Origin of the sequence: Mycobacterium timonense (genome assembly GCF_025821985.1) — a bacterium.
Classification (GTDB): domain Bacteria; phylum Actinomycetota; class Actinomycetes; order Mycobacteriales; family Mycobacteriaceae; genus Mycobacterium; species Mycobacterium avium.
In genome coordinates, this window is the sequence record NZ_JACKSY010000104.1 from 25899 (window position 1) to 52155 (window position 26257).

Consider the following 26257-nt stretch of genomic DNA (forward strand, 5'->3'; position numbering starts at 1 on the left):
TCAGGCGGGTTTGGCGGCGGGCGCCCGGACGACCAGCGGGACGGCGGGGAAACACCACGCCATCTCGGTGCGCGACTTGCGCAGCGCGGCGGTGCCGTAACCCCGCTTGCGGAAATCGGGGTGGATCCAGATCCGCACGTTGACCTCGCCATTGAGCAGCTCGCCGAACACCATGCCGACCTTCTGACCGGAATCGACGGCGACGAACCAGGCGGCCTCCTCGTCGTCGAGGCGGGCCGTCGCCGCGCGGATCTCGTCGTCGAGGTCGCCGGCGGGCCCGCCGGATCCGTCGCCGGCCGAGCCCATGTCCTGGGTGCGGGCGGCGAAGATGTCGCGGTCCTCGGTGGCCGAGAACGGGCGCAGCTCCAGGGTCTCGCCCGAGCTGGCCGGGCGCTCGCCCACGGTGAAGCTCAGCTGCTTGTTCAGGTCCTCGAGTTCGGCCAGGATCTTGCGCCGCGAGTCGATGGTGAGCTGATCGAACGACATGCCCATCACCGCCTCGGCGGCCAGGTGCGAGGTGTCCAGCAGCCGCACGATCGCCTCCACCGCGGCCGCCTTGTTCTCCGATTCCACCACCACGTCGGCGATTTCATGCCGTCGTTCCAGCGCTTTCAACAGGGCATCGGCGATTTCCCGGCGGGCGGCTTTGCGGTCCTGGTCGGTCATTGCACCAGCCTAGAACGCCGGTGCGGCTACCGCGCCACAACCGCGGGACACGGGCGGTTTCCCAACTCCAGGAACCGTTGGTAGCGGTCCTGCACCGGGGCGGCCCAGGCCGGGTCGGGCTCGACGACGCGCTCGGTGCGGACCCAGCGCGCGGCGTCGGTGAGGGTGGTCTCCAGACCGGCGGCCATCCTGGCCAGGAACGCGGCGCCCAGCGCGGCGCCCTCGGCCACCGCGGACACCTCGACCGGGCGCCCGGTGGCGTCGGCGATGGCCTGCAGCCACGGCCCCACCCGGGTGCCGCCGCCGGTGGCCACGATGCGCGACACCGGCGCGCCGGACAGCTCGATGAGCTGGCGCACCACGAACCCGGACGCCTCGTAGGCGGCCCGGCGCAGCGCGGCGGCGTCGTGGGTCAGGTCCAGCGCCTCGAGCACGCCGCGGCGGTCCGGGTCGTGGAACGGGCTGCGCTCGCCGCGCAGGTAGGGCGCGAACACCGGCACCCGCCCGGGCTGGGCGGATGCCGGATCCGCTTGTGCCACAACGCGATCCACCCAGCCGAGGAACAGCCCGCCGGCGTTGCTGGCGCCGCCGATCTGGCTCTTGCCCGGCGTGGTGTGCGGGATGGTCCACAGCCCGGGCATCTGCCGGGCCTGGGAAATGGTGGCCCACACGATCAGCGTGGTGCCGCACATCACCAGCACGTCGCCGTCGCGGTCGGCGCCGGCCACGAGCTGTTCGCACAGCGCGTCGATGGCGCCGGTGGCCAGCGCCGCGCCGCCCGGCAGCTGCCCGACGACGGCGCCCATACTGTGCACCCGCGGCATCTGCTCGACGCGCGCGCCGCGCTCGGCGCACGCGGCGGCGTCCCAGCCGGTCCCGTCGAACAACGGGAAGGCGGTGGCGGCGGTGGCGACGTCGATCACGGCCTGGCCGGCCAGCGCGTGGTTGGCCACCGCGGGCGCCGGCCAGTAGCCGGCGGCATCGGGAGCGCGGGCCGCCGTCCAGCGCAGGAACTCGGCGGCCTCGCCCAGCGCGGGCAGCGGCTGGTTTTGCGGGCCGCCCGGGGTGCGGCCCCGGCCGTCGCCGTAGAGCAGTCCCGGGGTGATCGGCGTGCCGGAGTCGTCGACCGCCGTCATCGACGGCACCATGGCCGCGACCGCCACCGCCGCGACGCCGGGCTGGTGCAGCAGTTCGTCCAGGGCGGCCGACGGGCCGCGCCGCCACGCCGCCTCGGCGTCGTGCTCGAGCCGGTCGGGTGCCGGTATCCGCAGTTCGTGCGGGATGCGCACGCGGGCCATGACCCGGCCGTCGGCGTCGGCGGCTAACGCCTTGACCGCGGTGCTGCCGACGTCGATGCCGATTGTGACGTCCTTGCGTGACACGGGCGTCACCGTACGCCAGCATTGGCAGGCGTGACGTCCAAACCGCGCGCCTTGGTGACCGCCCCGCTGCGCGGGCCGGGCCTGGACAAACTGCGGGTGCTGGCCGAGGTGGTCTACGACCCCTGGATCGAGCAGCGGCCGTTGCGCATCTACAGCGCCGAGCAGCTGGCCGAGCGGATCGCGGCCGAGGAAGCCGAAATCGTGGTGGTGGAAAGCGATTCGGTGCGCGGCCCGGTGTTTGAGCTCGGTGTGCGCGCGATCGCCGCGACGCGCGGCGACCCCAACAACGTCGACATCGACGGCGCCACCGCGGCGGGCATCCCGGTGCTGAACACCCCGGGCCGCAACGCCGACGCCGTCGCCGAGATGACCGTGGCGCTGCTGCTAGCCGCCACCCGTCACCTGCTTCCCGCCGACGCGGATGTGCGCGGCGGCAACATCTTTCGCGACGGCAGCATCCCGTATCAGCGGTTCCGCGGCGGCGAGATCGCGGGCCTGACCGCGGGGCTGGTGGGCCTGGGCGCGGTCGGCCGCGCCACCCGGTGGCGGCTGAGCGGGCTGGGTCTGCGGGTCATCGCGCACGACCCCTACCACCCCGAGGCCCGGCACGGTCTGGACGAGCTGTTGGCCGCGTCCGACGTGGTGTCGCTGCACGCCCCGGTCACCGACGAGACCACCGGCATGATCGGCGCCGAGCAGTTCGCGGCCATGCGCGATGGCGTGGTCTTCCTCAACACCGCCCGCGCCCAGCTGCACGACACCGACGCACTGGTCGAGGCGCTGCGCGCCGGCAAGGTGGCCGCCGCCGGGCTGGACCACTTCGTCGGTGAGTGGCTGCCGACCGATCACCCGCTGGTCGGCATGCCGAACGTGGTGCTGACGCCGCACATCGGCGGGGCCACGTGGAACACTGAGGCCCGGCAGGCGCAGCTGGTGGCCGACGACCTGGAAGCGCTGCTGGCCGGCGCGACGCCCGCCCACATCGTCAACCCGGAGGTGTTAGCCCGATGAAGTTCGTCGACGACCCGGAACAGGCGGTGCTGGACGCCGCCAAGGACATGCTGCGCCGCGGCCTGGTGGAGGGCACCGCCGGCAACATCTCGGCGCGCCGCTCCGACGGCAACATCGTCATCACGCCGTCGTCGGTGGACTACCGCGACATGCAGCTCGACGACCTGGTGCTGATCGACCCCGCCGGTTCGGTGCTGCAGGCCGCGCAGGGCCGCTCGCCGTCCACGGAGATGCAGCTGCACCTGGCCTGCTTCGCCGCGTTCGACGACATCGGCTGCGTCATCCACAGCCATCCGGTGTGGGCGACCATGTTCGCCATTGCGCACCAATCGATTCCGGCGTGCATCGACGAGTTCGCGGTGTATTGCGGCGGCGACGTGCGCTGCGCCGAGTACGCCGCCTCCGGCTCCCCCGACGTCGGCGCCAACGCGGTCAAGGCGCTGCAGGGCCGCGGCGCCGCCCTGATCGCCAACCACGGCCTGGTGGCGGTGGGCCCGCGGCCCGACAAGGTCCTGCACATCACCGCGCTGGTGGAGCGGACCGCCCAAATCGTCTGGGGCGCAAGGGCTCTCGGCGGTCCGGTGCCAATTCCCGAGGACGTCAACCGCAACTTCGCCGCGGTGTACGGCTATCTGCGCGCCAACCCCTGACGCCTCGGATCCCGGGGCGCGCTGGGCTAACGCTGGTCGAACGCCACCTTCACCGCGCCGGTCCGGCCCTGGTCGGCCAGGGCGTGGAATGCGTCGCGCCAGCGGTCCAGCGTGAACGTGTGGGTGAGCATCGGGCGCAGGTCCACCCGCCCCGCCGCGGCCAGGTCGAGGTAGTGCGCGATGGCGTGCCGGCGCTGCCCGTCGACCTCCTCGACACCGAAGGCGTTGGAGCCGACCAGCGCGATCTCCTTGAAATACAAGGGGCTGTCCTCCCAGCGCCCGGGCGCGTGCACGCCGGCCTTCACCAGGGTGCCCCGCGACCGCAGCAGGCGGACGGCGACCTCGAACGTCTCGGGTTTGCCGACGGTGTCGTAGACGACGTCGACCGCGCCGGGGTGGGCCATCGGCAGCCCCAGCAGCGGCCGGCGCAGCCGGCCGCCGCCCCAGCCGACCATTTCTTCGATGACGGCCGTACGCGGTTCGTGCGCAACGACTTTGGCGGCGCCGAAGCGCCGGGCCAGCTCCGCCTGGGCGTCGAAGCGGGCCACCACGGCCACGGCGACCTCCGGGTAGAGCGCCCGCAGGATCGCCACCGCGCACAGCCCGAGCGAGCCGGCGCCGTACACCAGCGCCCGCCCCGAGCGGGGCGGCGGGTGGCGCGTGATCGCGTGCAGCGACACCGAGAACGGGTCGGCGAACACGGCCATCTCGTCGGGGACCCGCTCCGGCACCGCGAACAGCATGCTGTCGTGGGCCGGCATCAGCTCGGCGTAGCCGCCGGTCACGTCGGCCGAGACGCCGGTGTGGATGCCGGGTTTGAGGTCGCCGTCGGCGAAGCTCCAGCACAGGCTGTAGTCGCCGGCTTCGCATGCGGGGCAGGGCGGTTGGATGCCGCGCGGCGCGCAGGACAGCCACGGGTTGAGCACCACCCGCTGCCCCACCGCCAACCCCCGCGCTCGGGGTCCCAGCGCCACCACGTCGGCCACCACCTCGTGGCCCATGACTTGCGGGAACGAGCAGAAGGCGGACATGGCGTTGTCGGCGTCGCCCTCGCCGAAGTCCATCAGGATCTGCTTGGCGTCCGACCCGCAGATGCCGGTCAGCCGCGGCCGGGTGAGCACCCAATCCTCGTGCGGCAGCACGGGTTCCGGCACGTCGCGCAGCCCGGTCGGGGTGCGGGCCAGGTTCTGGACCAGCGGGTTGGCGTCGTCGGGCACCGCGACGGGCTCCGGCGCGACGCCATAGACCAGTGCCTTCATGGCGCCGCCGCCCCGGCGATCGGCACCCGCTTGCCCGCGTACGTCATCAGTAAAGGTTGCCGCGAATCGCGGGAAGCGTACAGTGGGAGCAGCTTGTTATATCGGCTAAATATTAGCTTGGCTACTACCTCGACGATCTCCGATAGGGGCGCGCACATGACTTCCACCAGGTACGAGGGCGACACCTGGGACCTGGCCTCCAGCGTGGGGGTGACCGCGACCATGGTCGCGGCGGCCCGCGCGATGGCCACCCGGGCGGACAACCCGCTGATCAACGACCCGTTCGCCGAACCGCTGGTCAAGGCGGTCGGCGTGGACCTGCTGTCCCGGCTGGCGGGCGGCGAGCTGGACCCGGCCGAGCTGAACGACGTGCACGACGGCGCCGCCGGATCCGCCGGGGCGATGTCGCGGATGGCCGACAACATGGCCGTGCGCACCAAGTTCTTCGACGAGTTCTTCCTAAACGCGACCAAGGCCGGCATCGCGCAGGTGGTGATCCTGGCCTCCGGGCTGGACGCGCGCGCCTACCGGCTGGCCTGGCCGGCCGGCACGGTGGTCTACGAGGTGGACCAGCCGCAGGTCATCGACTTCAAAACCACGGCGCTGGCGCAGCTGGGCGCCGCGCCCACGGCCGAGCGCCGGGTGGTGGCCGTCGACCTGCGCGACGACTGGCCCGCCGCGCTGCGCGCCGCCGGGTTCGACCCGACCCGGCCCACCGCATGGAGCGCCGAGGGGCTGCTCGGCTACCTGCCGCCGGAGGCGCAGGACCGGCTGCTGGACACCATCACCGAGCTGTCCGCGCCCGGTAGCCGGCTGGCCACCGAGAGCGCGCCCAACCCCGCGCCCGGCGAGGAGGAGAAGCTCAAGGAACGCATGCAGGCGATCTCGCAGCGCTGGCGCGCGCACGGGTTCGACCTCGACATGGCCGGACTGGTCTACTTCGGCGAGCGCAACGAGGCCGCCCCGTATCTGGCCGGCCACGGTTGGCGGCTGAACAGCGTCACCATCCGGGATCTGTTCGCGGCCAACGGACTTGACCCGCTCGATGACGACGACACCCGGATGGGTGAGATGCTCTACACCTGGGGGATCTATGAGTGAGGGACGCACCGACGGCGACACCTGGGGTCCGGCGCAGAGCGTGGGAGCGACGGCGACCATGGTCGCCGCCGCCCGCGCGGTGGCGTCGCAGGGACCCGACGCGCTGCTCGACGATCCGCTGGCCGAACCGCTGGTGCGGGCGGTGGGACTGGATCCGTTCATCCGCATCGTCGACGGCAAGCTCGACTTCCCCGACGACCCGCTGTTCAACCGCCGGGCGCGGGCCGAGCAGATCACGGTGCGCACCAGGTTCTTCGACGACTTCTTCATCGACGCCACCGAGGGCGGGCTGCGCCAGGCGGTGATCCTGGCCTCCGGCCTGGACACCCGGGCCTACCGGCTGGCCTGGCCGGCCGGCACGGTGGTCTACGAGATCGACCAGCCGCAGGTCATCGCGTTCAAGACCGACACACTGGCCAACCTCGGCGCGGCCCCCACCGCCGAGCGCCGCACCATCAGCATCGACCTGCGCGACGACTGGCCCGCGGCCCTGCGCGAAGGCGGTTTCGACGTCACCCGACCGACGGCCTGGAGCGCCGAGGGGCTGCTGCCCTATCTGCCGCCGGAGGCCCAGGACCGGTTGTTCGACAACATCACCGCGCTGTCCGCGCCGGGCAGCCGGCTGGCCACCGAGCACGTGCCGGACCCCAACGCGTTCTCCGACGAGCGGTTGGCCCGCATCTCGGAGCGCTGGCAGCGTCTCGGTCTCAACCTCAACGCCGCAGACCTGTTCTACCGGGGCGAGCGCAACGTCGTCGCCGACTACCTCACCGGCAAGGGCTGGCGGGTGACGCCGCATCCGGCCCGACAGTTGTACGCCCGCAACGGTTTCGAGTTCCCCGAGGACGAGATGAGGGCCACCTTCGGAGAGATGAGCTACGTCGACGCCACCCTCACCGGTGGCCGCGGCTAAGGTTGCTCGCGATGACACGCACGCATGACGACGAGTGGGACCTGGCGTCCAGCGTCGGCGCCACCGCAACGATGGTCGCGGCCGGACGCGCCATGGCGACCAAGGATCCCCGCGGTCTGATCGACGATCCGTTCGCCGAGCCGCTGGTGCGCGCGGTCGGGGTGGACTTCTTCACCAAGATGATGGACGGCGAGCTCGACCTGGATGCGATCGAGAACGCCACCCCGGTGCGGATTCAGTCGATGGTCGACGGAATGGCGGTGCGCACCAAGTACTTTGACGACTACTTCGTCGACGCCACCGACGCCGGGGTGCGTCAGGTGGTGATCCTGGCCTCCGGCCTGGATTCGCGCGCCTACCGGTTGCCGTGGCCGGCGGGCACGGTGGTCTACGAGATCGACCAGCCGCGGGTGATCGAATTCAAGAGCAACACGCTGGCCGAGGTCGGCGCCGAGCCCACTGCGACCCGGCGCACCATCCCCATCGATCTGCGCGGCGACTGGCCCGCCGCGCTGAGCGCCGCCGGATTCGATCCGGCCGCGCCGACGGCCTGGCTGGCCGAGGGCCTGCTGATCTATCTGCCGCCGGAGGCCCAGGACCGGCGGTTCGACAACATCACCGCGCTGTCCGCGCCGGGCAGCACCATCGCCACCGAATTCGTGCCCGGCATCGTGGATTTCGACGCCGAGCGGGTGCGGGAGATGTCCGGCTCGTTCCGGGAGCACGGCGTCGACATCGACATGGCGTCGCTGGTCTACGCCGGCGAACGCAACCACGTCATCGATTACCTGAACGGCCTCGGGTGGCGGGCCGAGGGTGTGACCCGCACCGAACTGTTCCACCGGCACGGCATCGAGGTGCCCGCCCCCGAGAACGACGACCCGCTCGGCGAGATCATCTTCATCAGCGCCACGCGGACCGGTTAGAGCCGCGACGGCCCCAGCCACAGCGCGCTGGCGCCGCTGCAGGATCGCTCGACGTTGTCCAGGATCGCGCCCAGGGTCTTGACCGTCAGGGCGCCCAGCGCGTCGGGCAGCGACACCGCCGCCGGTTGCGACGAGGCCCGCGGCCGCAGCACGTCCAGCAGCGAGCCGCTCGGATAGGTGACGATGCGCACGTCGGCGTCCTCGTCCAGCCCGGCGAGAATCTTGGCCCGCCGCACCGCGATTCGAAAGCCGCCCAGTTCGTCGACCAGCCCCCGCTCGTGGGCGTCGGCGCCCGTCCAGACCCGGCCCCGGGCCACCCGTTCGACGGCGTCGGTGGTCAGGTTGCGGCCCTCGGCCACCCGGGACACGAAGTCGGTGTACACCAGGTCGGCCTCGGCCTCGCGGTGGGCGCGCTGCTCCGGGGTGAACGGCGCGTCGATCGACCACGCGTCGGCATTGGCGTTGGTGCGCACGGTGTCCGACCCGACGCCCAGCCGCCCCAGCAGGTCGCGGATCACCAGCTTGCCGGTGATGACGCCGATCGAACCGGTGATCGTTGCCGGGTTGGCGACGATCGCGTCGGCGGCCACCGACACGTAGTAGCCGCCGGAGGCGGCCACCGCACCCATCGACGCGACCACCGGCTTGCCGCGTTCACGTGCCCTTTTCACTTCGCGCCAAAGGGTTTCCGACGCGGTGACCGAGCCGCCGGGGCTGTTGACCCGCAGCACGATCGCCGACACCGCGTCGTCGGCGGCGGCCTCCCGCAGCGCCGGCGCGATGGTGTCGCTGCCCACGGTGGCGGCGCCGAACGGCAGGAAATGGGGCCCGCCGCGCCCGTCGACGAGGGTGCCGTCGACGTTGATGACCGCCACCGTCGGTGGGCGGCGGCGCCCCGGTAGCGAGGGCACCGGCGGGGACAGCCGGGACCGGGCCGCGCCGGCGTAGCGCGACACATACAGCCGGGGCGGCTCGGTGTCCGGTGAAACATCTTGTACGCCAACGAGTTCCGCGATCCGGTCGTACGCCTGGTCGCGGAAGCCGATCCGGTCGACCAGGCCGGAGTCCAGCGCGTCCTGGCGCAGCAGCGGCGCGCGGTCGGCCAGCGCGTCCAGCGTGTCGGTGTCGAGCTTGCGTGATTCGGCTACCGCCTGCCACACCTGTTCCTGGACGCTGTCCAGCATCCGGGTGACGGCCTCGCGGTGCGCCTCGGTGAAGCCGTGTTCGGTGAAACGGTTTACCGCGGACTTGTATTCGCCGCGGGCGACGAATTGGGCCTCGATGCCGGCCTTGTCGAGCGCGTCGCGCAGGAAGGTGGCGTTGCTGGCGAAGCCGATCAGCCCGACGCTGCCGCCGGGCTGCATCCAGATCTCGCCGAACGCCGACGCCAGGTAGTACGACAGCGTGCCCGGATAGGTCTCGGCCCAGGCCAGGGACGGCTTGGCGGCGGTGAAGGCGACGATCGCCTCGCGCAGCTCCTGCACCGCGGCCGACGGCGACGGCGCCAGCTGCACCCGGGCGATCAGCCCGGCCACCCGCGGGTCCTCGGCCGCCCGGTGGATGGCGTCCACCGTGTCGCGCAGCGATGCCGCCCGGCTGCCGCCGGTGACGAGCGCCAGCGGGTCGAAGCCGGACGTCTCCGGCGGCATCGACCGCAGATCCAGCTCGAGCACACAGCCGTTGGGCACGCCGTGATGGCGGGCGGTGTCGACGCGCCCGGCCAGGGCACGGATCTCGTCGGCGCCTTTGGACAGGCCGGGTATCGAGGACAGCAACGCGAACATGTCTGCAGACTACCGACGAACGGCCGTACGGTGGTCGGGTGAGGTTTTCCATCGCCATCCCCCAGTTCGACTACGACGGCTTCGACGGGGCGGGGCTGCGTTCCTTTTTGACGCGCGCCGAGCAGCTCGGGTTCGAGGGCGGCTGGGTGCTCGAGCAGATCATCGGTCCGGCGCCGCTGCTGGCGCCGCTGGAGCTGCTCGCCTACTGCGCGGCCTGCACCGAGCGGCTGCGGCTCGGGGTCGCGGTGTTGGTGACGTCGCTGCACGATCCGCTGCAGCTGGCCTCGGCGGTCACCGCCGTGGACCGACTCAGCCACGGCCGGTTGGACATTGGCGTCGCACCCGGCGGCGGCACCCGCAAGTTCGCCGCCTTCGGAGTCGACAAGGACACCTTCGTCGCGTATTTCACCGAGGGCTTGAAGCTGATGAAGGCGGCTTGGTCCGACGACCCGCGGGTGACGTTTCACGGGCGGTTCCGCGACGTCGACGACCTGCCGATCGCGCCCAAGCCGGTGCAGCGCCCGCACCCGCCGATTTGGTTCGGCGGGCTGGCGCCGAAGGCGCTGGCGCGCGCGGTCCGGCACGGCGACGCGTTCATGGGCGCGGGCTCCTCGACCACCGAGGCGTTCGCCGGGGCGGTGGCCGTGCTGCGCCGCGAACTCGACGAACAGCAAAGGGACCCGGCCGAATTCACGATCGGCAAAAGGGTTTACCTGACGGTCGACGACGACGCGGCGCGGGCCCGCGAGCGGGTGCTGGCCGGGCTGGGCCGCATCTACGGGCGGATGCCCGGCGTGGCCGACGTGCCGGTGTCCGGCACGCCCGGGGACGTGGTCCGGGGGCTGCGCGAGGTCATCGACGCCGGGGCGCAGACGCTGCTACTGAACCCCGTCGGCGCCGATGTCGCGGAGAACCACGAGCAGATGGAACGCCTTGCCGCGGAAGTGATTCCGCAGCTGAATTAGCCGCGCGGGCCGACTACAGCTCGGTGACCGAGCCGCCCGCGGCGGTGATCTTCTCGCGTGCGCTGCCGCTGAACTTGTGCGCGGACACCTCGACCTTCACGGTCAGCTTGCCGTCGCCGAGAACCTTGACCAGCGAGTTGCGCCGGACCGCGCCCTTGGCCACCAGCTCGTCCACCCCGACCGAACCGCCTTGCGGGAAAAGGCGATTGATGTCGCCGACGTTGACGATCTCGTACTCGGTGCGGAACCGGTTACGGAATCCCTTGAGCTTGGGCAGCCGCATGTGGATCGGCATCTGCCCACCCTCGAAGGTCACCGGCACGTTCTTGCGGGCCTTGGTGCCCTTGGTGCCGCGGCCGGCGGTCTTGCCCTTGGAGCCCTCACCGCGGCCGACCCGGGTGCGGGGGGTCTTCGATCCGCGCGCCGGCTTGAGGTCGTGCAGCTTGATCGTCATTTCTTGCTACCTCCGGTGCCCGCGGAGCTCGCGTCGGCCGGCGCCACCTCGACGAGGTGGCTGACCACCGCGATCAGACCGCGGGTCTGCGGGTTGTCCTCGCGGATCACCGAGTGGCGGATCCGCCGCAGGCCCAGGGTGCGCAGGGACTCGCGCTGCTTCCAGCGGGCTCCGATGGTGCTGCGCACCTGGGTGATCTTCAGTTGACTCATTGCGCCGCCGCCTCTCTCGCCGCCGCCGCACTGGCCAGCGCGTCACTTTCCCGGCGCGCCTTGAGCATTCCGGCCGGCGCCACGTCCTCGATGGGCAGGCCGCGCCGCGCGGCCACCTCCTCGGGCCGCTGCAGCAGCTTGAGCGCGGCCACGGTCGCGTGCACCACGTTGATGGCGTTGTCGCTGCCCAGCGATTTGGCCAGGATGTCGTGCACCCCGGCGCATTCCAGCACCGCGCGGGCGGCGCCGCCGGCGATCACACCGGTACCCGGGCTGGCCGGGCGCAGCAGCACCACGCCGGCGGCCGCCTCGCCCTGCACCGGGTGGGTGATGGTCCCGCGGATCAGCGGCACCCGGAAGAAGCCCTTGCGGGCCTCCTCCACGCCCTTGGCGATGGCGGCGGGAACTTCCTTGGCCTTGCCGTAGCCGACACCGACCATGCCGTTGCCGTCGCCGACGATCACCAGTGCGGTGAAGCTGAATCGCCGACCGCCCTTGACCACCTTGGAGACCCGGTTGATGGCGACGACGCGCTCCAGGTAGTTGCTCTTGTCGCCGTCGCGGTCGCGGCCCCCACGACCGCCGTCGCCGCGCCGACCGCGGCTGTCGCGGTCACCGCGCGAGTCGCGGCTGTCGCCGGCGCCCTGTCCGCCGGCCGGCTGCTCCGCCATCATGCGGTCCTTCCAGTCGTGTTCAAGTTCTCGATCATCAGAATTGCAATCCGTTCTCGCGGGCGGCGTCGGCCAGCGCCGCGATCCGTCCGCCGTAGGTGTATCCGCCGCGGTCGAAGACCACGCTGTCGATACCGGCGGCCTTGGCCCGCTCGGCGATCAGCTGGCCGACCCGCACGCTGCGGGCCTTCTTGTCTCCCTGCAGGCTGCGCACGTCGTCCTCGATCGACGACGCGGCGGCCACCGTGGTGCCGTTCTCGTCGTTGACCAGTTGCACGTGGATGTGCCGCGCCGACCGGTTGACCACCAGCCGCGGCCGCTCGGGGGTACCCGCGATCTTCTTGCGCAGCCGCGCGTGCCGGCGCAGCCGAGAGACGCGCCGGGTCGCGGATACGCTCTGCCCCACCGGCTTTCGCGCGGCGGTGTCAGCTTGTGTTTGCGCCATGGTTACTTACCTGTCTTTCCGACCTTGCGGCGGATCTGCTCGCCCTCGTAGCGCACGCCCTTGCCCTTGTACGGGTCGGGGCGGCGCAGGCGGCGGATGTTCGCCGAGATCTGGCCGACCTTCTGCTTGTCGATCCCGCTGATGGAGAACTTCGTCGGGGACTGGACGGCGAAGGTGATGCCCTCGGGCGCCTCGATCACCACGGGGTGGCTGTAGCCCAGCGCGAACTCGAGGTTGGAGCCCTTGAGCTGCACCCGGTAACCGACGCCGAAGATCTCCATCTTCGTGGTGTAGCCCTGGGTCACGCCGGTGACGAGGTTGGACACCAGGGTGCGGGACAGCCCGTGCAGCGAGCGGTTGCGCCGCTCGTCGTTGGGGCGGGTCACCACGATCGCGCCGTCGTCGTTGCGCGACACGGTGATCGGCTCGGCGACGGTCAGATCCAGGGTGCCCTTGGGTCCCTTCACCGAGACCTTCTGGCCGTCGATGGTGACGTCGACTCCGGCGGGGACCGGAACCGGTTGCTTACCAATACGCGACATGTCTACCCCCTCACCACACGTACGCGAGGACTTCGCCGCCCACGCCCTGCCGGGCCGCCTGGCGATCGGTGAGCAGGCCCGAGGAGGTGGAGATGATCGCCACGCCCAGGCCGCCCAGAACGCGCGGCAGGTTGGTGGATTTCGCGTACACCCGCAAACCGGGCTTGGACACGCGGCGCAAGCCGGCGATGCTGCGCTCCCGGCTCGGGCCGTACTTGAGCTGAACGATCAGCGACTTGCCAACCCGGGCATCCTCGGTCCGGAAGTCGCTGATGTAACCCTCGTTCTTGAGGATCTGGGCGATGTTGGCCTTGAGCTTGGAGTGCGGCAACGTCACCTCGTCGTGATACGCCGAATTGGCGTTGCGCAGACGGGTCAAGAAGTCTGCGATCGGGTCCGTCATAGTCATGGTTTAGCCCCTGTGTCCCGTCACCAGCTGCTCTTCTGCACGCCGGGCAGCTCGCCCGCATGCGCCATCTCGCGCAGGCAGATCCTGCACAGACCGAATTTGCGGAAGACCGCGCGCGGCCGGCCGCACTTGTTGCAGCGTGTGTAGCCGCGCACCGCGAACTTCGGCTTGCGTGCGGCCTTGTTGACCAGTGCCTTCTTTGCCATCTGCTCAGTTCTCCTTGAAGGGAAAGCCGAGGGCCCGCAACAGCGCTCGTCCTTCGTCGTCAGTCGTCGCCGAGGTGACGACGTTGATGTCCATGCCGCGGACCCGGTCGATCTTGTCCACATCGATCTCGTGGAACACCGACTGCTCGGCCAGCCCGAAGGTGTAGTTGCCGACACCGTCGAACTGCTTGGGCGAGAGCCCGCGGAAGTCGCGAATACGGGGCAGCGCGATCGAGGTGAGCCGGTCGAGGAACTCCCACATCCGGTCCCCGCGCAGGGTGACCCGGGCGCCGATCGGCATGCCCTCGCGCAGCTTGAACTGCGCGATGGACTTGCGCGCCCGGCGGATCTCGGGCCGTTGCCCGGTGATCAGCGCCAGGTCGTTGACGGCACCGTTGATCAGCTTCGCGTCGCGCGCCGCCTCACCGATGCCCATGTTGACCACGACCTTGGTCACCGTCGGGATCTGCATGACGTTGGCGTATCCGAACTGCTGCTGCAGCGAATCGCGAATCTCGTTGCGGTAGCGCTCTTTCAGGCGCGGCTGAACTTTCTCTGTCGTGGTCATCTCAGATGTCCTTGCCGTTGCGCTTGGAGATACGGACGCGCTTGCCGGTCTCCTCGTCGAGGCGGTAGCCGACCCGGGCGGGCTTGCCGTCGGAGTCGACCACCATGACGTTGGAGACGTGGATGGGCGCTTCCTGGGTGACGATGCCACCGGACTGGGCGCCACGCTGGTTGGTCGAGATCGCGGTGTGCTTCTTGATCCGGTTGACGCCCTCGACCAGGACGCGCTCGCGGTCCGGGTAGGCCTTGAGCACCTTGCCCTTGGCGCCCTTGTCTTTGCCGGCGATGACCAGGACGGTGTCGCCTTTGCGGACCTTCATTTACAACACCTCCGGGGCGAGCGAGATGATCTTCATGAACCGCTTCTCGCGCAGTTCCCGGCCGACCGGCCCGAAGATGCGCGTCCCGCGCGGGTCGTTGTCGGGCTTGATGATCACCGCGGCGTTCTCGTCGAACTTGATGTAGCTGCCGTCGGGACGCCGGCGCTCCTTGACGGTGCGCACCACGACGGCCTTGACGACGTCCCCTCGCTTGACGTTGCCGCCGGGGATGGCGTCCTTGACGGTGGCGACGATGACGTCACCGATGCCGGCGTAGCGTCGCGACGAACCGCCGAGCACACGGATGCACAAGATCTCCTTGGCGCCGGTGTTGTCGGCGACCTTCAGCCGCGATTCCTGCTGAATCACTCGATCTCCTGACCTGGTTGCGTGTACACGGCAGGAGAACCCACCGAAGTGGGCATTCGGCGAGCATGACCCACCAAAAAAACCTGACGTGCGCGGTCTTGTAAAGCGGTTAGTCACCGAAGGGCACGCGGGGCCGATTCGCACCGGCCGAGGTCTGCCCAAGGCAACCCCTAGAGTCTAGGGGACGACCAGCTCAGAGCCAAATTCCGGGTGCAGGGCTCTCAGCCGGCGAGATTTCGCAGCTAGGAGCCTGCTGAATTAATTCCGCGTGGCGGGACGAGTTGTCCTGGGGTTTTGGGGATGATTGTTGGGTGCAGGGTCGCTCTGATGATCAGCGTGAGTTGTTGGATGCGGAGTCGGTTGCCGGGCATCTTCTGAAGGCCGACAGCATGTTTGCGTTCCTGGCGGCGCACCGCAGCGAGTTGTTTCCCGAGGAGATGTTCGCGGACTTGTTCCCGTCGCAGCGGGGCCGGCCCAGCGTGCCGGCTGAGGTGATGGCCTCGGTGATCACCTTGCAGGCCCTGCACGGTTTTTCGGATAACGAGACCGTGGATGCGGTGACTTTCGATCTGCGCTGGAAAGCAGCGTGCGGGTTGCCGATCACGGCGGGCGCGTTTCATTCGACGACGTTGACGTATTGGCGGCTTCGGATCGGCCCAACCGGATCTTTGAGGCGGTCAAGACGGTGGTGGCCGAGACCGGGGTGTTGGCGGGCAAGACACGGCGGGCCTTGGATTCCACGGTGCTCGACGATGCGGTGGCCACGCAGGACACCGTGACGCAGTTGATCGCCGCGATCCGACGAGTGCGCCGCGAAGTCCCTGGCGCTGCAGCGGTGATCGAAGCCCACTGCAGCGCCCATGATTACGACGATCCGGGGAAACCCGCGATTGCGTGGGAGGATAAGGCCGCTCGGGATCGGCTGGTGGATGGTTTGGTCGGTGATGCTCACCGGGTGCTGGGCTATCTGCCTGACCAGGAACTCGCGCCGCGGGCTGCTGAGGCGGTGGCGTTGTTGGCGTTGATCGCCGGTCAAGACGTTGAACCGGTCGAGGGCTCTGATGGCACCGACGGGCACTGGCGCATCGCGCAGCAGGTCAGTGGGGATCGCGTGATCTCCACCGTCGATGCCGACACGCGGCACGCTCACAAGACGGTGCACCGCCGCCAGGACGGCTTCAAAGCCCACCTTGCCGTCGAGCCCGACACCGGAATCATCACCGATTGCGCGTTGACCAAGGCCAGCGGCGCGGACAACCACGAGGCCGTCGTCGGGCTGAGCCTGCTCGAGGGTGAACACACCCCGGTGCGGGTCCTGGGCGATTCGGCGTATGGCACCGGGGCCGCCCGGGCGGCACTGGCCGACGCCGGCCATGTCGCGGTGATCAAACCGCTACCGCTACGCCCGCCGGTTCCGGGTGGCTTCACCAGCGACGATTTCCTCATCGATTTCGACGCCCGCATCGTGACCTGCCCGGCTGGACACGGAATGCCGATCCGTCCCAGTGGCGGAGTCACCTTCGAAAGATACTGTCGCTCATGCCCGTTGGCGTCCCGGTGCACGACCGCCACGCGCGGACGCAAACTCACCCTTCATATCCACGAGCAATTATTGCGCGCTGCTCGCGTCGCGGCCCGCGACCCCGATTGGCAAGCCGAATACCGCCAACACCGGCCCATGGTGGAACGCTCAATGGCCTGGCTCACTCGCGGCAACCGCAAGCTCCGCTACCGAGGAACCGCCAAAAACAACCATTGGCTGCACCACCGCGCCGCAGCACTGAACCTACGTCGGCTGCTCACCATGGGCCTGACCCGCACCGACACCACCTGGGCCATCGCCTAACACGCCCTCACACCAAGGCCTTGCCTCAACCGCCGACCGCTGCCACGCTCAACAACGGCGGGGCGATCTCTTTTCTGTCGACCCACAGGGTCTGACTACAACACGCCGCTAGACGGTTCGAGACGCCCCGCCCCAAAACATCCCCTAATTCAGCAGGCTCCTAGAGCAGCTAGAACGGCGGCGGGTCGGCGTCGGGCCCATGGCCGGCCGGCCAGGACTGGCTCGCCGCAGGGGCCGGCCGAGTTGCCCGGGCCAGCCGGGCGGCGCGGTTGGCCCGGCGTTCGGCGGCCACCCGGGCGGCGCGATTTTGGCCGCGGGTGCGCCGGCGGGTGGGCATCATCGCGGTGCGCTCACCGCAGGGCTGGGATCCGGCCGCGACCGGCCGGGCCGGCTCACCGGTGGGCACGCACAACGACGGGAACAGCAGCGCGCTGCCCGGGGTGGTGACATAGGTCCGCCCGGCCGGCGAGGTCAGGATCAGCGTCGCATCCGGCAGCTGCTGTTCCCGCCAGCCCCAGAAGGTCTTCACCAAATGGTGAGTTCTGCAGTAGCACTTGAGGTTTGACGCGTGGGTGGGCCCGCCCTCGGCATAGGGAATCGTATGGTCCAGGTCGCACTCGGTGGCCGGGCGGTCGCAGCCGGGCCAGCGGCAGGTCAAATCCCGGCAGCGCACGAAGTCGGCCAGCGCCGCCGACGGCGTGTACCGGTTCTCCGGCGGCGCATCGGCGGGGTGGACCAGCGGCATCAGCCTGGCCGACGCGGCCAGCTCGGCGACCAGCTGCGCCGGGAGGAGACCCTCGGCGCCGACCTCGACCGCCGGCCCGCCGCCGGTGCCCTCGACGCTGGCCCGCTCGGCGATCAGGTGGATCACCACCGGCCCGGCGGCGGGCCGCGTACCGGCCGCACAATCGGCGCGGCCACACCGGCAGCCCAACCGGTCGGCCCCGGCGGCCAGCGCCCCCAGCGCGTCGGCGCGGCGCTGCTCACCAGTGCGCGGGTCGTGCTCGCACACCGTGGCGGCCAACGCATCCAGTCGTTTGTCCAGCGCGTGCGCGTCGGGACTCGACACCGTGCCCTCCAGATGCGACAGGCCCTCACCCATCTCGGCGATCCAGACGTGCCGGCTCGCCGCCTGCTTCTCGGTGCGCCGCACCGCGTCGGCGTCGGCCTTGGCCACCACCGCGTCCACCCGGGCGGCCAACCGCGCCCGGGTCATCGACGGCCAGCGCGCCGCCGTCGCGGCCAACTCGGCGTCCACGGCCGCCAGCACCCGGCGATCGGTGATCAGATCGGTGCGATACACGATCGTGGCGAACAGCCGGAAGTCGATCTCCCCGGCCCGAAAGACCTCACCCACCCGGGGCAGCCGTTCGCGCATCGCCCGCGCGTAGCGCACCTTGGCGGCGGCCAGCCCCTGCCCGATCCGCAGCTGGGCCGCCACCTCCGCGCTCACCGCGGCCTCGGTGTCGACCGCCCAGTCCTCGCACTCCGAGCAGCGCGACAGCCGATAGGCGAACAACTCCCCGATGGCCGCCAACTGCTCGGCCGCCGCCCGGTTCTCCACCCGCGCGAAGACACCGATCCGCTGCACCAGCGCCGCCGACTCCGGCGTCGCCGACGGGTAGCACCGCTCCATCAGCTCGTCGAACCAGGCGGTCGCGTCTTCGCACATATGTTCGAGAGTAGCACCGTCCGCCGACTCGGGCGCTCGGCAGGACCGCGACCTGTGGATAACCGGCGCACCGGGCGTACGCGGCCGTCAGTCGCCCTGCCGCACCCACGCGATGATGTACAGGGTCATCGCCGTCACCAGCGCGATCAGCACCCACTGCACGATCGCCTGGTCGATCCAGGACCCGGGCGGCGGCGCCCCGGGCAGGATGTTGCGCAGCGGCACGATGGCGAACAGGTTGGCCGCGTACCAGGTGGCGAACGGCGGCAGGAATTTGCGTCGGCCCATCGCCATGGGAATCGCGACCAGCAGCGCCAGGGTGGGCAGGCTGATCAGCACCAGGCAGATCCCGAGATCGAAGATCAGCGGCCCCTTGGCCCGCTTCAGCGTGATGACGACGTCGCCGTTGTCGCTGCCCCGTTGCGTCGGCAGCGCCGCGGGGTCGCGGACGCGGTCGACGGTGATCTGCCAACCGTCCAGGGCCCCGGTGACTTCCACCCGGGCGGGCACCTTCTTCAGGTTGTCCCCGGAGCCGACGAACGCGTCCGCGGAGATCGGCTCGGTGCGGTAGGAGTCGAACGGCCAGTTCCCGGGATCGCCGTGCGCCTCCACGGTGGTGCTCAGTTGCGCCGGCGCCTTGCCCTTGGGGTAGTGCAGATCGCCCAGATCGCTTGTGGGATAAAGGCGCACCGCCACGTCATTGGCCAAGACGTCGAATCGGTTGTCGTACTGGGCAACTCCGGGATAGACCAGGACGTTGACCGAGAGCCGATTCGCGACGGGCTTGAGCTCCTCGAGGCGCAACTGCACGATGGTGGCGTCCCCGCCGCCCTGGCTCAGATCCAGCGGCGGCAGCGGCCCCTCGGAGCGCTGCAGGAAATGCACCCCGAACAGCGACAGCACGTAGACGATGACGACGCCCGCCAGGATGCACACCCCGATCGCGATCCGCGGCCTGTCCCGCTTCTTCGTCACGGGCGCTTGAGCTGCCACCGCCGTTGCTGTCATCAGGCCAACACCATTTGGGTTGCGCGGTGCGACATGTCGTCAGATGCTAGCGAACGCAGGGGTCCGGTGCGCGGTGAAATCTCTTGTCCACCAAGGCATCACGCGGGCGTCACCGTCCCGCCATCCGCCGTTCACGCCTCGCCGGGTTTGCTAGTTCGAACCCACTTCGGCCACGCAGCGAAAGCCGATGTGGGTGGTCGCCGAGTCCTGCGACTGCGGCGAACGCGCCGCCGGGCGGTAGCGGTGGCAGTACTCCGGCGCGCACAAATGGCTGCCGCCCTTCAAGGTCTGGTTGACGCCCGGGTCGGCGGGGCCCGACGGGGCGCAGCAGGGCTTGGTCGCCGCCCCGATCCGGTGATGGGTGGAGAATTCGGTGGTGGTCCACTCCCAGACGTTGCCGATCATGTCGAGCAGGCCGAACGCGTTGGGCGCGAAGACGCCGACCGGCGAGGTGCCCACCCAGCCGAGCGCCCCGTCGTTGCGGTACGGGAAGCGGCCCTGCCAGGTGTTGGCCATCAGCCGGCCGTCGCTGGTGGGCTCGTCGCCCCAGGGGTAGGTGGTGGTGGCCCCGGCGCGGGCGGCGTATTCCCACTCGGCCTCGGTGGGCAGCCGCCGCCCCGCCCAGCGGGCGTAGGCCGCGGCGTCGGGGTAGGCCACCTGCACCACCGGATGGTCGGCACGATCGGCGACGTCGCTGTCCGGCCCGAAAGGATGGCGCCAGCTGGCCCCGGGCACCCAGTGCCACCACTGCCTCCAGTCGCGCAGGTCCACCGGCCCCGGTGTGGGCCGGAAAACCATTGCACCCGGCTGTAATTGGGACGGGTCGGCGCCCGGGTACAGCGCCGGGTCGATCGGTTGCTCGGCCACCGTCACGTAGCCGGTGGCGGCGACGAACTCGGCGAACTGCGCGTTGGTCACCGGGTGGCGTTCGATCGCGAAGGGCTCCACCGTCACCGTGTGGATCGGCGCCTCTTCGGGATAGAAGCTCGTCGAGCCCATCCGGAACGACCCGCCCGGCAGGTCCGCCAGCTCGCTGCGCACCCCTTCAGGGTAGGACCCTGACGGGAACTCAGTCCGTGCGCCGGTACCAGGTGATCAGGAACAGGACCATCGACGTCACCAGCGCGATCAGCACCCAGAGCACCAGGGCCTGGTCCACCCAGGCTCCGGCGGGCGGTGACCCGGGCAGGAAGTTGCGGATGGGGATGACGGCGAACAGCAGCGCCGCGAACCAGGTCACGAACGGCGGCAGGAAGCCCCGCTTGCCGGTCAGCATCAGCAGCGCGATGGTCAGCGCCATGGCGGGCAAGGCGAACAGCACCAGGCAGATTCCCGCGTCGAAGATCAGCGTGCTCTTCGACCGGTGCAGCGTGATGATGACGTTGTCGGCGCGGTCCGATTCCTGACTGGCTTCGCCGACCCGCTGCACGCTGACGTCCCAGCCGTCCAGCCCGCCGGTGACCTCCACCCGCGCCGGGATGTAGTGGCGCGCATCCCCTTGTCCCACAAGAACTTCGGCGGACATGGTGTCGGTGCGGTAGGAGTCGAACGGCCAGTTGTTGGGGTTGCCGTGCGCCTCGATGGTGGTCGCCACCTGCGCCGGTGACTTGCCGGCCGGATACTGCAGGTCGCCCAGGTCGTTCGGCGGGTCCATCCGCACCGCGGTGTCGGTGGTCAGCACGTCGAGGCGTTTGTCGAACATCGACTCCTCGGGGATCACGAGCACCTTGACCGTCAACCGGTTGGCGATGGTGTCCAGCTTCTCCAACCGCACCAGCACCACCGTGTCGCTGGTGGCGTTGAGGTCCGGCGGCTTGAGCGGCCCGGCCGTCTTGGCCAGCAGGTGCACACCGAACAGCGAAAGAACGTACACGGCAACGAATCCCAGCACGACGGCCGCGGCGATGACCGGGCGGCGGCGCCGCCGCGCGGGCGGGGCGTCCGGCGGTGCCGCGGGCGGTTGCTCGGAGGGCACCGAAGGCGGCGGCGCGGGGGGCGCTTGATGGGTCATGTCATACCTCCAGAGGGGAATTCGGGCCCTAGAGCAGGGATGCTAGCGAACTCGGCCCCGGTGCGCGGCTGCTTGGGAATTTCGTCATGTGTAGGTAATTTTCGCCCGCACGCCGCGCTTGGGCGCACCGCCCAGCGAAACCGCACCGCCCGAACAGGCCGGGCCCGCCGCCCGGCGGGGACGGCGCACTCGTTCATCCGACGTTTGTTTGCCTGTTCATCCGGTCGCGGTACATCTCGGTACCCGGACTGTCAAGGAGCCCTCGTCGTGATGCGCACCCGATCGGCGGTCATCGCCGGCGTGCTGATGGCAACCACCCTGGTGGTCTCGGCGTGCGGCGAGACGCCCGCCAGCCTGCCCTACACCGCCGGCGCCAAGGTCGATTGCGGCGGCAAGCAGACCCTGTCCGCCAGCGGCTCCACCGCGCAGGCCAACGCGATGACCCGGTTCATCGCCGCCTACCGCACCGCGTGCCCGGGACAGACGCTCGACTACACCGCCAACGGGTCGGGCAACGGAATCGCCGACTTCCTCGCGGGCAGAACGGATTTCGCGGGGTCGGACACGCCGTTGTCGGGCGACCAGTATGCCGCCGCCAAGCGACGCTGCGGCGGAGCCGACGCCTGGAACCTGCCGGTGGTGTTCGGCCCGTTGGCCATCACCTACAACCTGGCCGCGGTCGACTCGTTGGTGCTCGACGCGCCCACCCTGGCCAAGATCTTCAACGGCACCATCACCCGCTGGGACGATCCGGCCCTGGCCCTGCTCAACGCCTCCATGCCGGCCGAGGACATTCGCGTCGTCTACCGCAGCGACGGCTCGGGCACCACCGACAACTTCCAGGCCTACCTGCAGTCGGCCGCCGGCGGAGTGTGGAACAAGGGCGCGGGCAAGACCTTCAACGGCGGCGTGGGCACCGGCGCCGTCGGCAACACCGGCACCGCCGCGGCCGTCAAGAGCACCGAGGGTGCGATCAGTTACAACGAATTGTCCTTCGCGCTGCAGCAGGGCCTGTTCGCCGCCGAGATCAAGACGCCGGCGAGCCGCCGATCGCTGCGTCCGGTGCGGATCGGCACCGATATCTTCGGCAAGACGATCAAGGGCGCCCGGATCGTCGGCACCGGCAACGACCTGGTGCTCGACCTGTCGTCGTTCTACAACCCCGCCCAGCCCGACGTCTACCCGATCGTGTTGGCCACCTACGAGATCGTGTGCTCGAAATACCCGGGCTTCGACGTGGCCAAGGCGGTCAAGGCGTTCCTGCAGGCCGCCATCGGGCCCGGGCAGGTCGAGTTGGCCAGGACCGGCTACATCCCGCTGTCGGCGGACTTTCAAGCCAAGGTGTCCGGCGCCGTCGACGCGATCAGCTCACCGCAGGCGCCCAACCCGGACTGACCGGTCGCGGCTTCAGTCCCGCGAAAAAGCAAGGGCGATCTCGGTTTCCACGTCGCGATAGGGCCGGCCGGACAGGTCGAGGGTGACCCGGGCGATGGTGCCGCCGGTGAACACGAACGGCGCCTTGAACCGGCTGGACACCCCCGATCCGCCGTTGCGGCCCACGGTGATTCCGGCACCCGCCAGCCCGAACGTCCCCGGGTGGGTGCTCACCCCGGCCAGGGTGCCGACGACCTCGTCGTCGATGAACAGCGTCAGGTCACCGAGCGGGGTGTGGCTGTCGGGGACCGTCCCCGTCCGTGCATAGCTGGCGCCGAACAGATGCCTGCCCAGCGGCACGGGCACCGACGAGGAGACCTCCTGCTGGCGTTCCCCGAGGAAGTTGTAGACGTAGTGCAGCCGCCCGTCCTGGATGAACAGCACGTGCCCGCCGTGCGCCCCGCCCTGCTTGAACAGCACCCCCTCGGCGCCGGTGGTGTCGACGGTCGCCTCGGCCAGCACCGAGAACGATCGGCCGCGGATCTCGGCGGCGGCGCCGATGCCGACGTCGGCGCAGTCGGGGTAGTAGACATAGCTGTCCCGTTCGCCGACCAGGTACGGCCGGGACCGGGTCATGGTCTCCAGGATGTTCAGGTCCGACAACGGCAGCCCGTTGTACCTGGCCGCCTCCGCGAACCACAACGCCTTGAGTTCTTCGAGTTTGTCCGGGTTTTCGGCGGCCAGGTCGTGGCATTGGCTGCGGTCGGCCTCGATGTGGAACAGCTCCCAGCGGTCGGCGTCGAAGTGCGACCAGCCGGCCGGGGTGGCCGCGTGCACGGTGTTGGCGAACCAGCCCTCATGCCAGATGCCGCGGGTGCCCAGCATGGTGTAGAACTGGGTGGTCTTTCCGGTGTCGGCGTTCGGATCATCAAGGGCCGCTTTGAAACTCACGCCGTCCAGCGGCTTCTGGGCGATCCCCTTGACGGTTTCCGGCGGGGACATGCCCAGCAGGTCGTACACGGTCGGGGTGATGTCGCAGACGTTGACGTAGTTGTCGCGGATCTCGCCGTGCGCGGCGATTCCGTTGGGCCAGGAGATGATCGCCGTGTCGGCGATGCCGCCCTCGTGCGAGGCGTACCGCTTGTACAGCTTGTAGGGGGTGTTGAACGCCATCGCCCAGCCGATCGGGTAATGGTTGTAGGTCTGCGGCCCGCCGAGCTGATCGAACAGCTTCATGCTTTCCTCGACGGTGTCGATGTAGCCGTTGAAGAACTTGCCCTCGTTGACCGATCCGTTCGGGCCACCCTCGCCGCTGGCGCCGTTGTCGGAGATCACCACGATGATGGTGTCGTCCAACTGGCCCGATTCCTCGAGATAGTCCAGGATCCGGCCGATCTGGGCGTCGGTGTAGCTCAGGAAGCCGGCGAACACCTCGGCCATCCGGGCGAACAGCTTCTTCTCCTCGTCGTTCAGCGAGTCCCACGGCCGCACCGTGTCCTGCAACGGCCAGGGCTCGCCGCTCGGCCCCGTCACGTCCAGATACGGGTTCACCGGGGACAATTCGGTGTCGGACGGCACGATCCCCATCGCCTTCTGCCGCTCCAGCACCACCTCGCGGTAGCGCTCATAACCCATGTCGAAGCGGCCGGCGTAACGGTCGGCCCATTCCTTGAACACGTGATGCGGCGCGTGCCCGGCGCCCGGGCACACATAGGAGAACCAAGGCTTTTCCGGCGCAATCACTTTGGCGTCGCGGATGAACTCGATCGTCTTGTCGGCGAGGTCCTTGGAGAGGTGGTAGCCGTCCTCCGGGGTGGCCGGCGGGCTCACCGGATGGTTGTCGTAGACCAGGTCGGGGTACCACTGATCGGTCTCGCCGCCCAGGAAGCCGTAGAACCGCTCGAAGCCGCGCGAGGTCGGCCAGTGCCGCTTGGTCGAGGCCATGTTGGATTCTTCCAGCGGCGTCAGGTGCCACTTGCCGACACAGTAAGTGTTGTAACCGTGTTCGGCGAGCGCCTCGGACAGCAGCGCGGTGTCGAACGGGATGCGGCCGTTGGCGTTGGGGAAGCCCTCGGTGAACTCCTCGATGGTGGCCATCCCGACGGTCGTGGCGTTGCGACCGGTGAGCAACGCCGCCCGGGTCGGCGAGCACAGCGCGGTGGTGTGGAACTGCGAGAGCCGGACGCCGCGTTCGGCGATGCGCGACATGGCCGGCATCTCCACCAGACCGCCGAAGCAGTCCCACGTCGCGATCCCGGTGTCGTCCCAGACCAGATACAGGATGTTGGGCGCGTTCGGCGGGGCGGTCGGCGCGGCGTAGGGTCCCCAGTCCGGTTCGGAATCCCGGATGTCGAGCTCGACCCGGCCGGAAAATTCCGCGGATTGCCCCGAACCAGCCACCATCGTCAGCCTCACTCTCGTCGCGGACTCGCCGCGCGTCGCGTGCAGACTACACCCGGGGCCGGGCGTTTCGGTGCCTCTTGCGGGGAGGGGTTACTTCGCCTTTTCCAGGATTTCGACCAGCCGCCAACGCTTGGTCGCCGACGTCGGGCGGGTCTCCATCAGCGAGACGCGGTCGCCGATCCCGGCGATGCTGTTCTCGTCGTGCGCCTTGACCTTCTTGGTGGTCCGGATGATCTTGCCGTACAGCGGGTGCTTCACCCGATCCTCCAGCTCGACCACGATGGTCTTCTGCATCTTGTCGCTCACCACGTAGCCGATGCGGGTCTTGCGCCGGCCCCGCACCTTGGGGTTGGGCGGAGTGTGCTTGGGCCCCTTGGCATCTGCGTCCTTCGACGCGGCCGTGGCGGCCTTCTTGGGGGCGGCCTTCTTCGCTTCTGCCATCACGATTCCTTACCGTCCGGCCCGCTTGCCAGGCCCAGTTCACGTTCCCGCAGCACGGTGTAGACGCGCGCGATCTCCTGACGCACCGTGCGCAGCCGGCGGTTGTTGGTCAGCTGGCCGGTCGCCATCTGGAAACGCAGATTGAACAGCTCTTCCTTGGATTCGCGCAACCGCTCGGTCAGCTCGTCGTCGGTGAGCTCACGCAGTTCGCCAGGCGAAATTCCCACTGCCATCAGAACTGATCCTCTCGGGTCACGATGCGGGCCTTGATCGGCAACTTGTGGATCGCGCGGGTCAGCGCCGCCCGGGCGGTCTGTTCGTTGGGGTAGCTGAGCTCGAACAGCACCCGGCCCGGCTTGACGTTGACCACCCACCATTCCGGTGAGCCCTTACCCGAACCCATCCGGGTCTCGGCGGGCTTCTTGGTCAGCGGGCGGTCGGGGAAGACGTTGATCCACACCTTGCCGCCACGCTTGATGTGCCGGTTGATCGCGATACGCGCGGACTCGATCTGCCGGTTGGTGACGTAGGCGTGCTCTAACGCCTGGATGCCGTAGTCACCGAAGTTCACCGCCGTGCCGCCGCTGGCGATGCCGCGCTGGCGGGGGTGATGCTGCTTGCGGTGCTTGACCTTGCGGGGAATCAACATG

Annotated in this window: 29 protein-coding genes and 1 pseudogene; 8 read left to right on the forward strand and 22 right to left on the reverse strand. The window is 69.6% G+C overall.

The features are described from left to right. Positions 1-666 (reverse strand): GNAT family N-acetyltransferase, encoded by a 666-nt coding sequence (locus tag H7I87_RS22595; RefSeq protein WP_003879460.1) that lies wholly within the window; start codon positions 664-666, stop codon positions 1-3. 26 nt (positions 667-692) lie between these two features. Further along, positions 693-2048 carry a xylulokinase gene (locus H7I87_RS22600; RefSeq protein WP_033727292.1) on the reverse strand — a complete coding sequence of 452 codons (1356 nt, stop codon included), beginning with the start codon at positions 2046-2048 and terminating at the stop codon, positions 693-695. Between the two features lie 30 nt (positions 2049-2078). On the opposite strand from H7I87_RS22600, the gene H7I87_RS22605 reads away from it, so the two are divergent. Both H7I87_RS22605 and H7I87_RS22610 read left to right on the forward strand, forming a co-directional pair. Beyond that, the gene (locus H7I87_RS22605) at positions 2079-3059 is read left to right on the forward strand and encodes an NAD(P)-dependent oxidoreductase (protein ID WP_033727279.1); all 981 of its coding nucleotides are present in this window, start codon (positions 2079-2081) and stop codon (positions 3057-3059) included. Further along, positions 3056-3709 carry an L-fuculose-phosphate aldolase gene (locus tag H7I87_RS22610; RefSeq protein ID WP_009979046.1) on the forward strand — a complete coding sequence of 218 codons (654 nt, stop codon included), beginning with the start codon at positions 3056-3058 and terminating at the stop codon, positions 3707-3709. The genes H7I87_RS22605 and H7I87_RS22610 overlap by 4 nt, the downstream gene beginning before the upstream one ends. A 26-nt stretch (positions 3710-3735) precedes the next feature. Here the strand turns inward: H7I87_RS22610 and H7I87_RS22615 are convergent, their stop codons facing one another. Beyond that, positions 3736-4968, reverse strand: coding sequence for a zinc-dependent alcohol dehydrogenase (locus H7I87_RS22615; protein WP_033727280.1), 1233 nt, complete (start codon positions 4966-4968; stop codon positions 3736-3738). A 156-nt stretch (positions 4969-5124) separates the two neighbouring features. Between H7I87_RS22615 and H7I87_RS22620 the strand changes: the two genes are divergently transcribed. From H7I87_RS22620 to H7I87_RS22630, 3 genes are read left to right on the forward strand one after another with little or no spacing between them, the layout of a single operon-like run. After that, positions 5125-6069, forward strand: a complete 945-nt coding sequence (locus H7I87_RS22620; protein WP_011726069.1) for a class I SAM-dependent methyltransferase — start codon at positions 5125-5127, stop codon at positions 6067-6069. Further along, on the forward strand, positions 6062-6982 hold the full coding sequence (locus H7I87_RS22625) for a class I SAM-dependent methyltransferase (protein ID WP_009979053.1): 921 nt from the start codon (positions 6062-6064) through the stop codon (positions 6980-6982). The genes H7I87_RS22620 and H7I87_RS22625 overlap by 8 nt, the downstream gene beginning before the upstream one ends. Positions 6983-6993: 11 nt before the next feature. Continuing rightward, positions 6994-7908: a class I SAM-dependent methyltransferase gene (locus tag H7I87_RS22630; protein ID WP_033727293.1), complete on the forward strand. Its 915-nt coding sequence runs from the start codon at positions 6994-6996 to the stop codon at positions 7906-7908. Here H7I87_RS22630 and sppA read toward each other — a convergent pair. Further along, positions 7905-9692, reverse strand: a complete 1788-nt coding sequence (sppA, locus tag H7I87_RS22635; protein ID WP_033727281.1) for a signal peptide peptidase SppA — start codon at positions 9690-9692, stop codon at positions 7905-7907. The two genes, H7I87_RS22630 and sppA, sit on opposite strands and share 4 nt — an antisense overlap. A 38-nt stretch (positions 9693-9730) precedes the next feature. On the opposite strand from sppA, the gene H7I87_RS22640 reads away from it, so the two are divergent. After that, the gene (locus tag H7I87_RS22640; RefSeq protein WP_023900708.1) at positions 9731-10657 is read left to right on the forward strand and encodes an LLM class flavin-dependent oxidoreductase; all 927 of its coding nucleotides are present in this window, start codon (positions 9731-9733) and stop codon (positions 10655-10657) included. A gap of 13 nt (positions 10658-10670) precedes the next feature. On the opposite strand, the gene rplO is transcribed toward H7I87_RS22640, so the two are convergent. Genes rplO through rplN form a run of 10 tightly spaced genes read right to left on the reverse strand, consistent with a single transcriptional unit; the run spans position 10671 to position 14852 of the window. Then, positions 10671-11111 carry a 50S ribosomal protein L15 gene (rplO, locus tag H7I87_RS22645; RefSeq protein ID WP_003873493.1) on the reverse strand — a complete coding sequence of 147 codons (441 nt, stop codon included), beginning with the start codon at positions 11109-11111 and terminating at the stop codon, positions 10671-10673. Then, positions 11108-11323, reverse strand: coding sequence for a 50S ribosomal protein L30 (rpmD, locus tag H7I87_RS22650; protein ID WP_003873494.1), 216 nt, complete (start codon positions 11321-11323; stop codon positions 11108-11110). Before rpmD ends, rplO begins: the two co-directional genes overlap by 4 nt. Continuing rightward, complete coding sequence (rpsE, locus tag H7I87_RS22655) at positions 11320-11994, reverse strand: 30S ribosomal protein S5 (RefSeq protein ID WP_003873495.1); 675 nt, start codon at positions 11992-11994, stop codon at positions 11320-11322. Before rpsE ends, rpmD begins: the two co-directional genes overlap by 4 nt. Before the next feature lie 37 nt (positions 11995-12031). Then, the gene (gene rplR, locus H7I87_RS22660; protein WP_003879452.1) at positions 12032-12400 is read right to left on the reverse strand and encodes a 50S ribosomal protein L18; all 369 of its coding nucleotides are present in this window, start codon (positions 12398-12400) and stop codon (positions 12032-12034) included. A 41-nt stretch (positions 12401-12441) separates the two neighbouring features. Next, the gene (gene rplF / locus H7I87_RS22665; protein ID WP_003873497.1) at positions 12442-12981 is read right to left on the reverse strand and encodes a 50S ribosomal protein L6; all 540 of its coding nucleotides are present in this window, start codon (positions 12979-12981) and stop codon (positions 12442-12444) included. 10 nt (positions 12982-12991) lie between these two features. Then, complete coding sequence (gene rpsH, locus H7I87_RS22670; protein WP_003873498.1) at positions 12992-13390, reverse strand: 30S ribosomal protein S8; 399 nt, start codon at positions 13388-13390, stop codon at positions 12992-12994. A 20-nt stretch (positions 13391-13410) separates the two neighbouring features. Beyond that, a complete protein-coding gene (locus tag H7I87_RS22675) occupies positions 13411-13596 on the reverse strand; it encodes a type Z 30S ribosomal protein S14 (RefSeq protein WP_003873499.1) in 186 nt (61 codons plus the stop codon). 4 nt (positions 13597-13600) lie between these two features. Continuing rightward, positions 13601-14164 (reverse strand): 50S ribosomal protein L5, encoded by a 564-nt coding sequence (rplE, locus tag H7I87_RS22680; protein WP_003873500.1) that lies wholly within the window; start codon positions 14162-14164, stop codon positions 13601-13603. Between the two features lies 1 nt (position 14165). Continuing rightward, entirely contained in the window at positions 14166-14483 is a 318-nt protein-coding gene (gene rplX / locus H7I87_RS22685; RefSeq protein WP_003873501.1) for a 50S ribosomal protein L24, read from the reverse strand. Continuing rightward, positions 14484-14852: a 50S ribosomal protein L14 gene (rplN, locus tag H7I87_RS22690; protein ID WP_003403649.1), complete on the reverse strand. Its 369-nt coding sequence runs from the start codon at positions 14850-14852 to the stop codon at positions 14484-14486. 311 nt (positions 14853-15163) lie between these two features. Here rplN and H7I87_RS22695 point away from each other — a divergent pair. Then, positions 15164-16698: pseudogene (locus tag H7I87_RS22695) on the forward strand (IS1182 family transposase). Positions 16699-16867: 169 nt separating this feature from the next. Here H7I87_RS22695 and H7I87_RS22700 read toward each other — a convergent pair. The 4 genes from H7I87_RS22700 to H7I87_RS22715 form a co-directional block, all read right to left on the reverse strand. Then, positions 16868-18370, reverse strand: coding sequence for an HNH endonuclease signature motif containing protein (locus H7I87_RS22700; protein ID WP_011726072.1), 1503 nt, complete (start codon positions 18368-18370; stop codon positions 16868-16870). 87 nt (positions 18371-18457) lie between these two features. Beyond that, positions 18458-19345 carry a DUF4436 domain-containing protein gene (locus tag H7I87_RS22705; RefSeq protein ID WP_011726073.1) on the reverse strand — a complete coding sequence of 296 codons (888 nt, stop codon included), beginning with the start codon at positions 19343-19345 and terminating at the stop codon, positions 18458-18460. 183 nt (positions 19346-19528) lie between these two features. Further along, entirely contained in the window at positions 19529-20419 is an 891-nt protein-coding gene (locus H7I87_RS22710) for a formylglycine-generating enzyme family protein (protein WP_011726074.1), read from the reverse strand. 28 nt (positions 20420-20447) lie between these two features. Further along, entirely contained in the window at positions 20448-21389 is a 942-nt protein-coding gene (locus H7I87_RS22715) for a DUF4436 domain-containing protein (protein ID WP_011726075.1), read from the reverse strand. 267 nt (positions 21390-21656) lie between these two features. On the opposite strand from H7I87_RS22715, the gene pstS reads away from it, so the two are divergent. Next, positions 21657-22784, forward strand: a complete 1128-nt coding sequence (gene pstS / locus H7I87_RS22720) for a phosphate ABC transporter substrate-binding protein PstS (protein ID WP_011726076.1) — start codon at positions 21657-21659, stop codon at positions 22782-22784. A 12-nt stretch (positions 22785-22796) separates the two neighbouring features. Here pstS and H7I87_RS22725 read toward each other — a convergent pair whose 3' ends face one another. The 4 genes from H7I87_RS22725 to rplP form a co-directional block, all read right to left on the reverse strand. After that, a complete protein-coding gene (locus H7I87_RS22725; protein ID WP_011726077.1) occupies positions 22797-25166 on the reverse strand; it encodes an arylsulfatase in 2370 nt (789 codons plus the stop codon). 90 nt (positions 25167-25256) lie between these two features. Next, entirely contained in the window at positions 25257-25607 is a 351-nt protein-coding gene (gene rpsQ, locus H7I87_RS22730; protein WP_003873509.1) for a 30S ribosomal protein S17, read from the reverse strand. Continuing rightward, a complete protein-coding gene (gene rpmC, locus H7I87_RS22735) occupies positions 25607-25840 on the reverse strand; it encodes a 50S ribosomal protein L29 (protein ID WP_003873510.1) in 234 nt (77 codons plus the stop codon). The genes rpsQ and rpmC overlap by 1 nt, the downstream gene beginning before the upstream one ends. Further along, entirely contained in the window at positions 25840-26256 is a 417-nt protein-coding gene (gene rplP / locus H7I87_RS22740; protein ID WP_003873511.1) for a 50S ribosomal protein L16, read from the reverse strand. The genes rpmC and rplP overlap by 1 nt, the downstream gene beginning before the upstream one ends. Position 26257 lies beyond the last annotated feature (1 nt).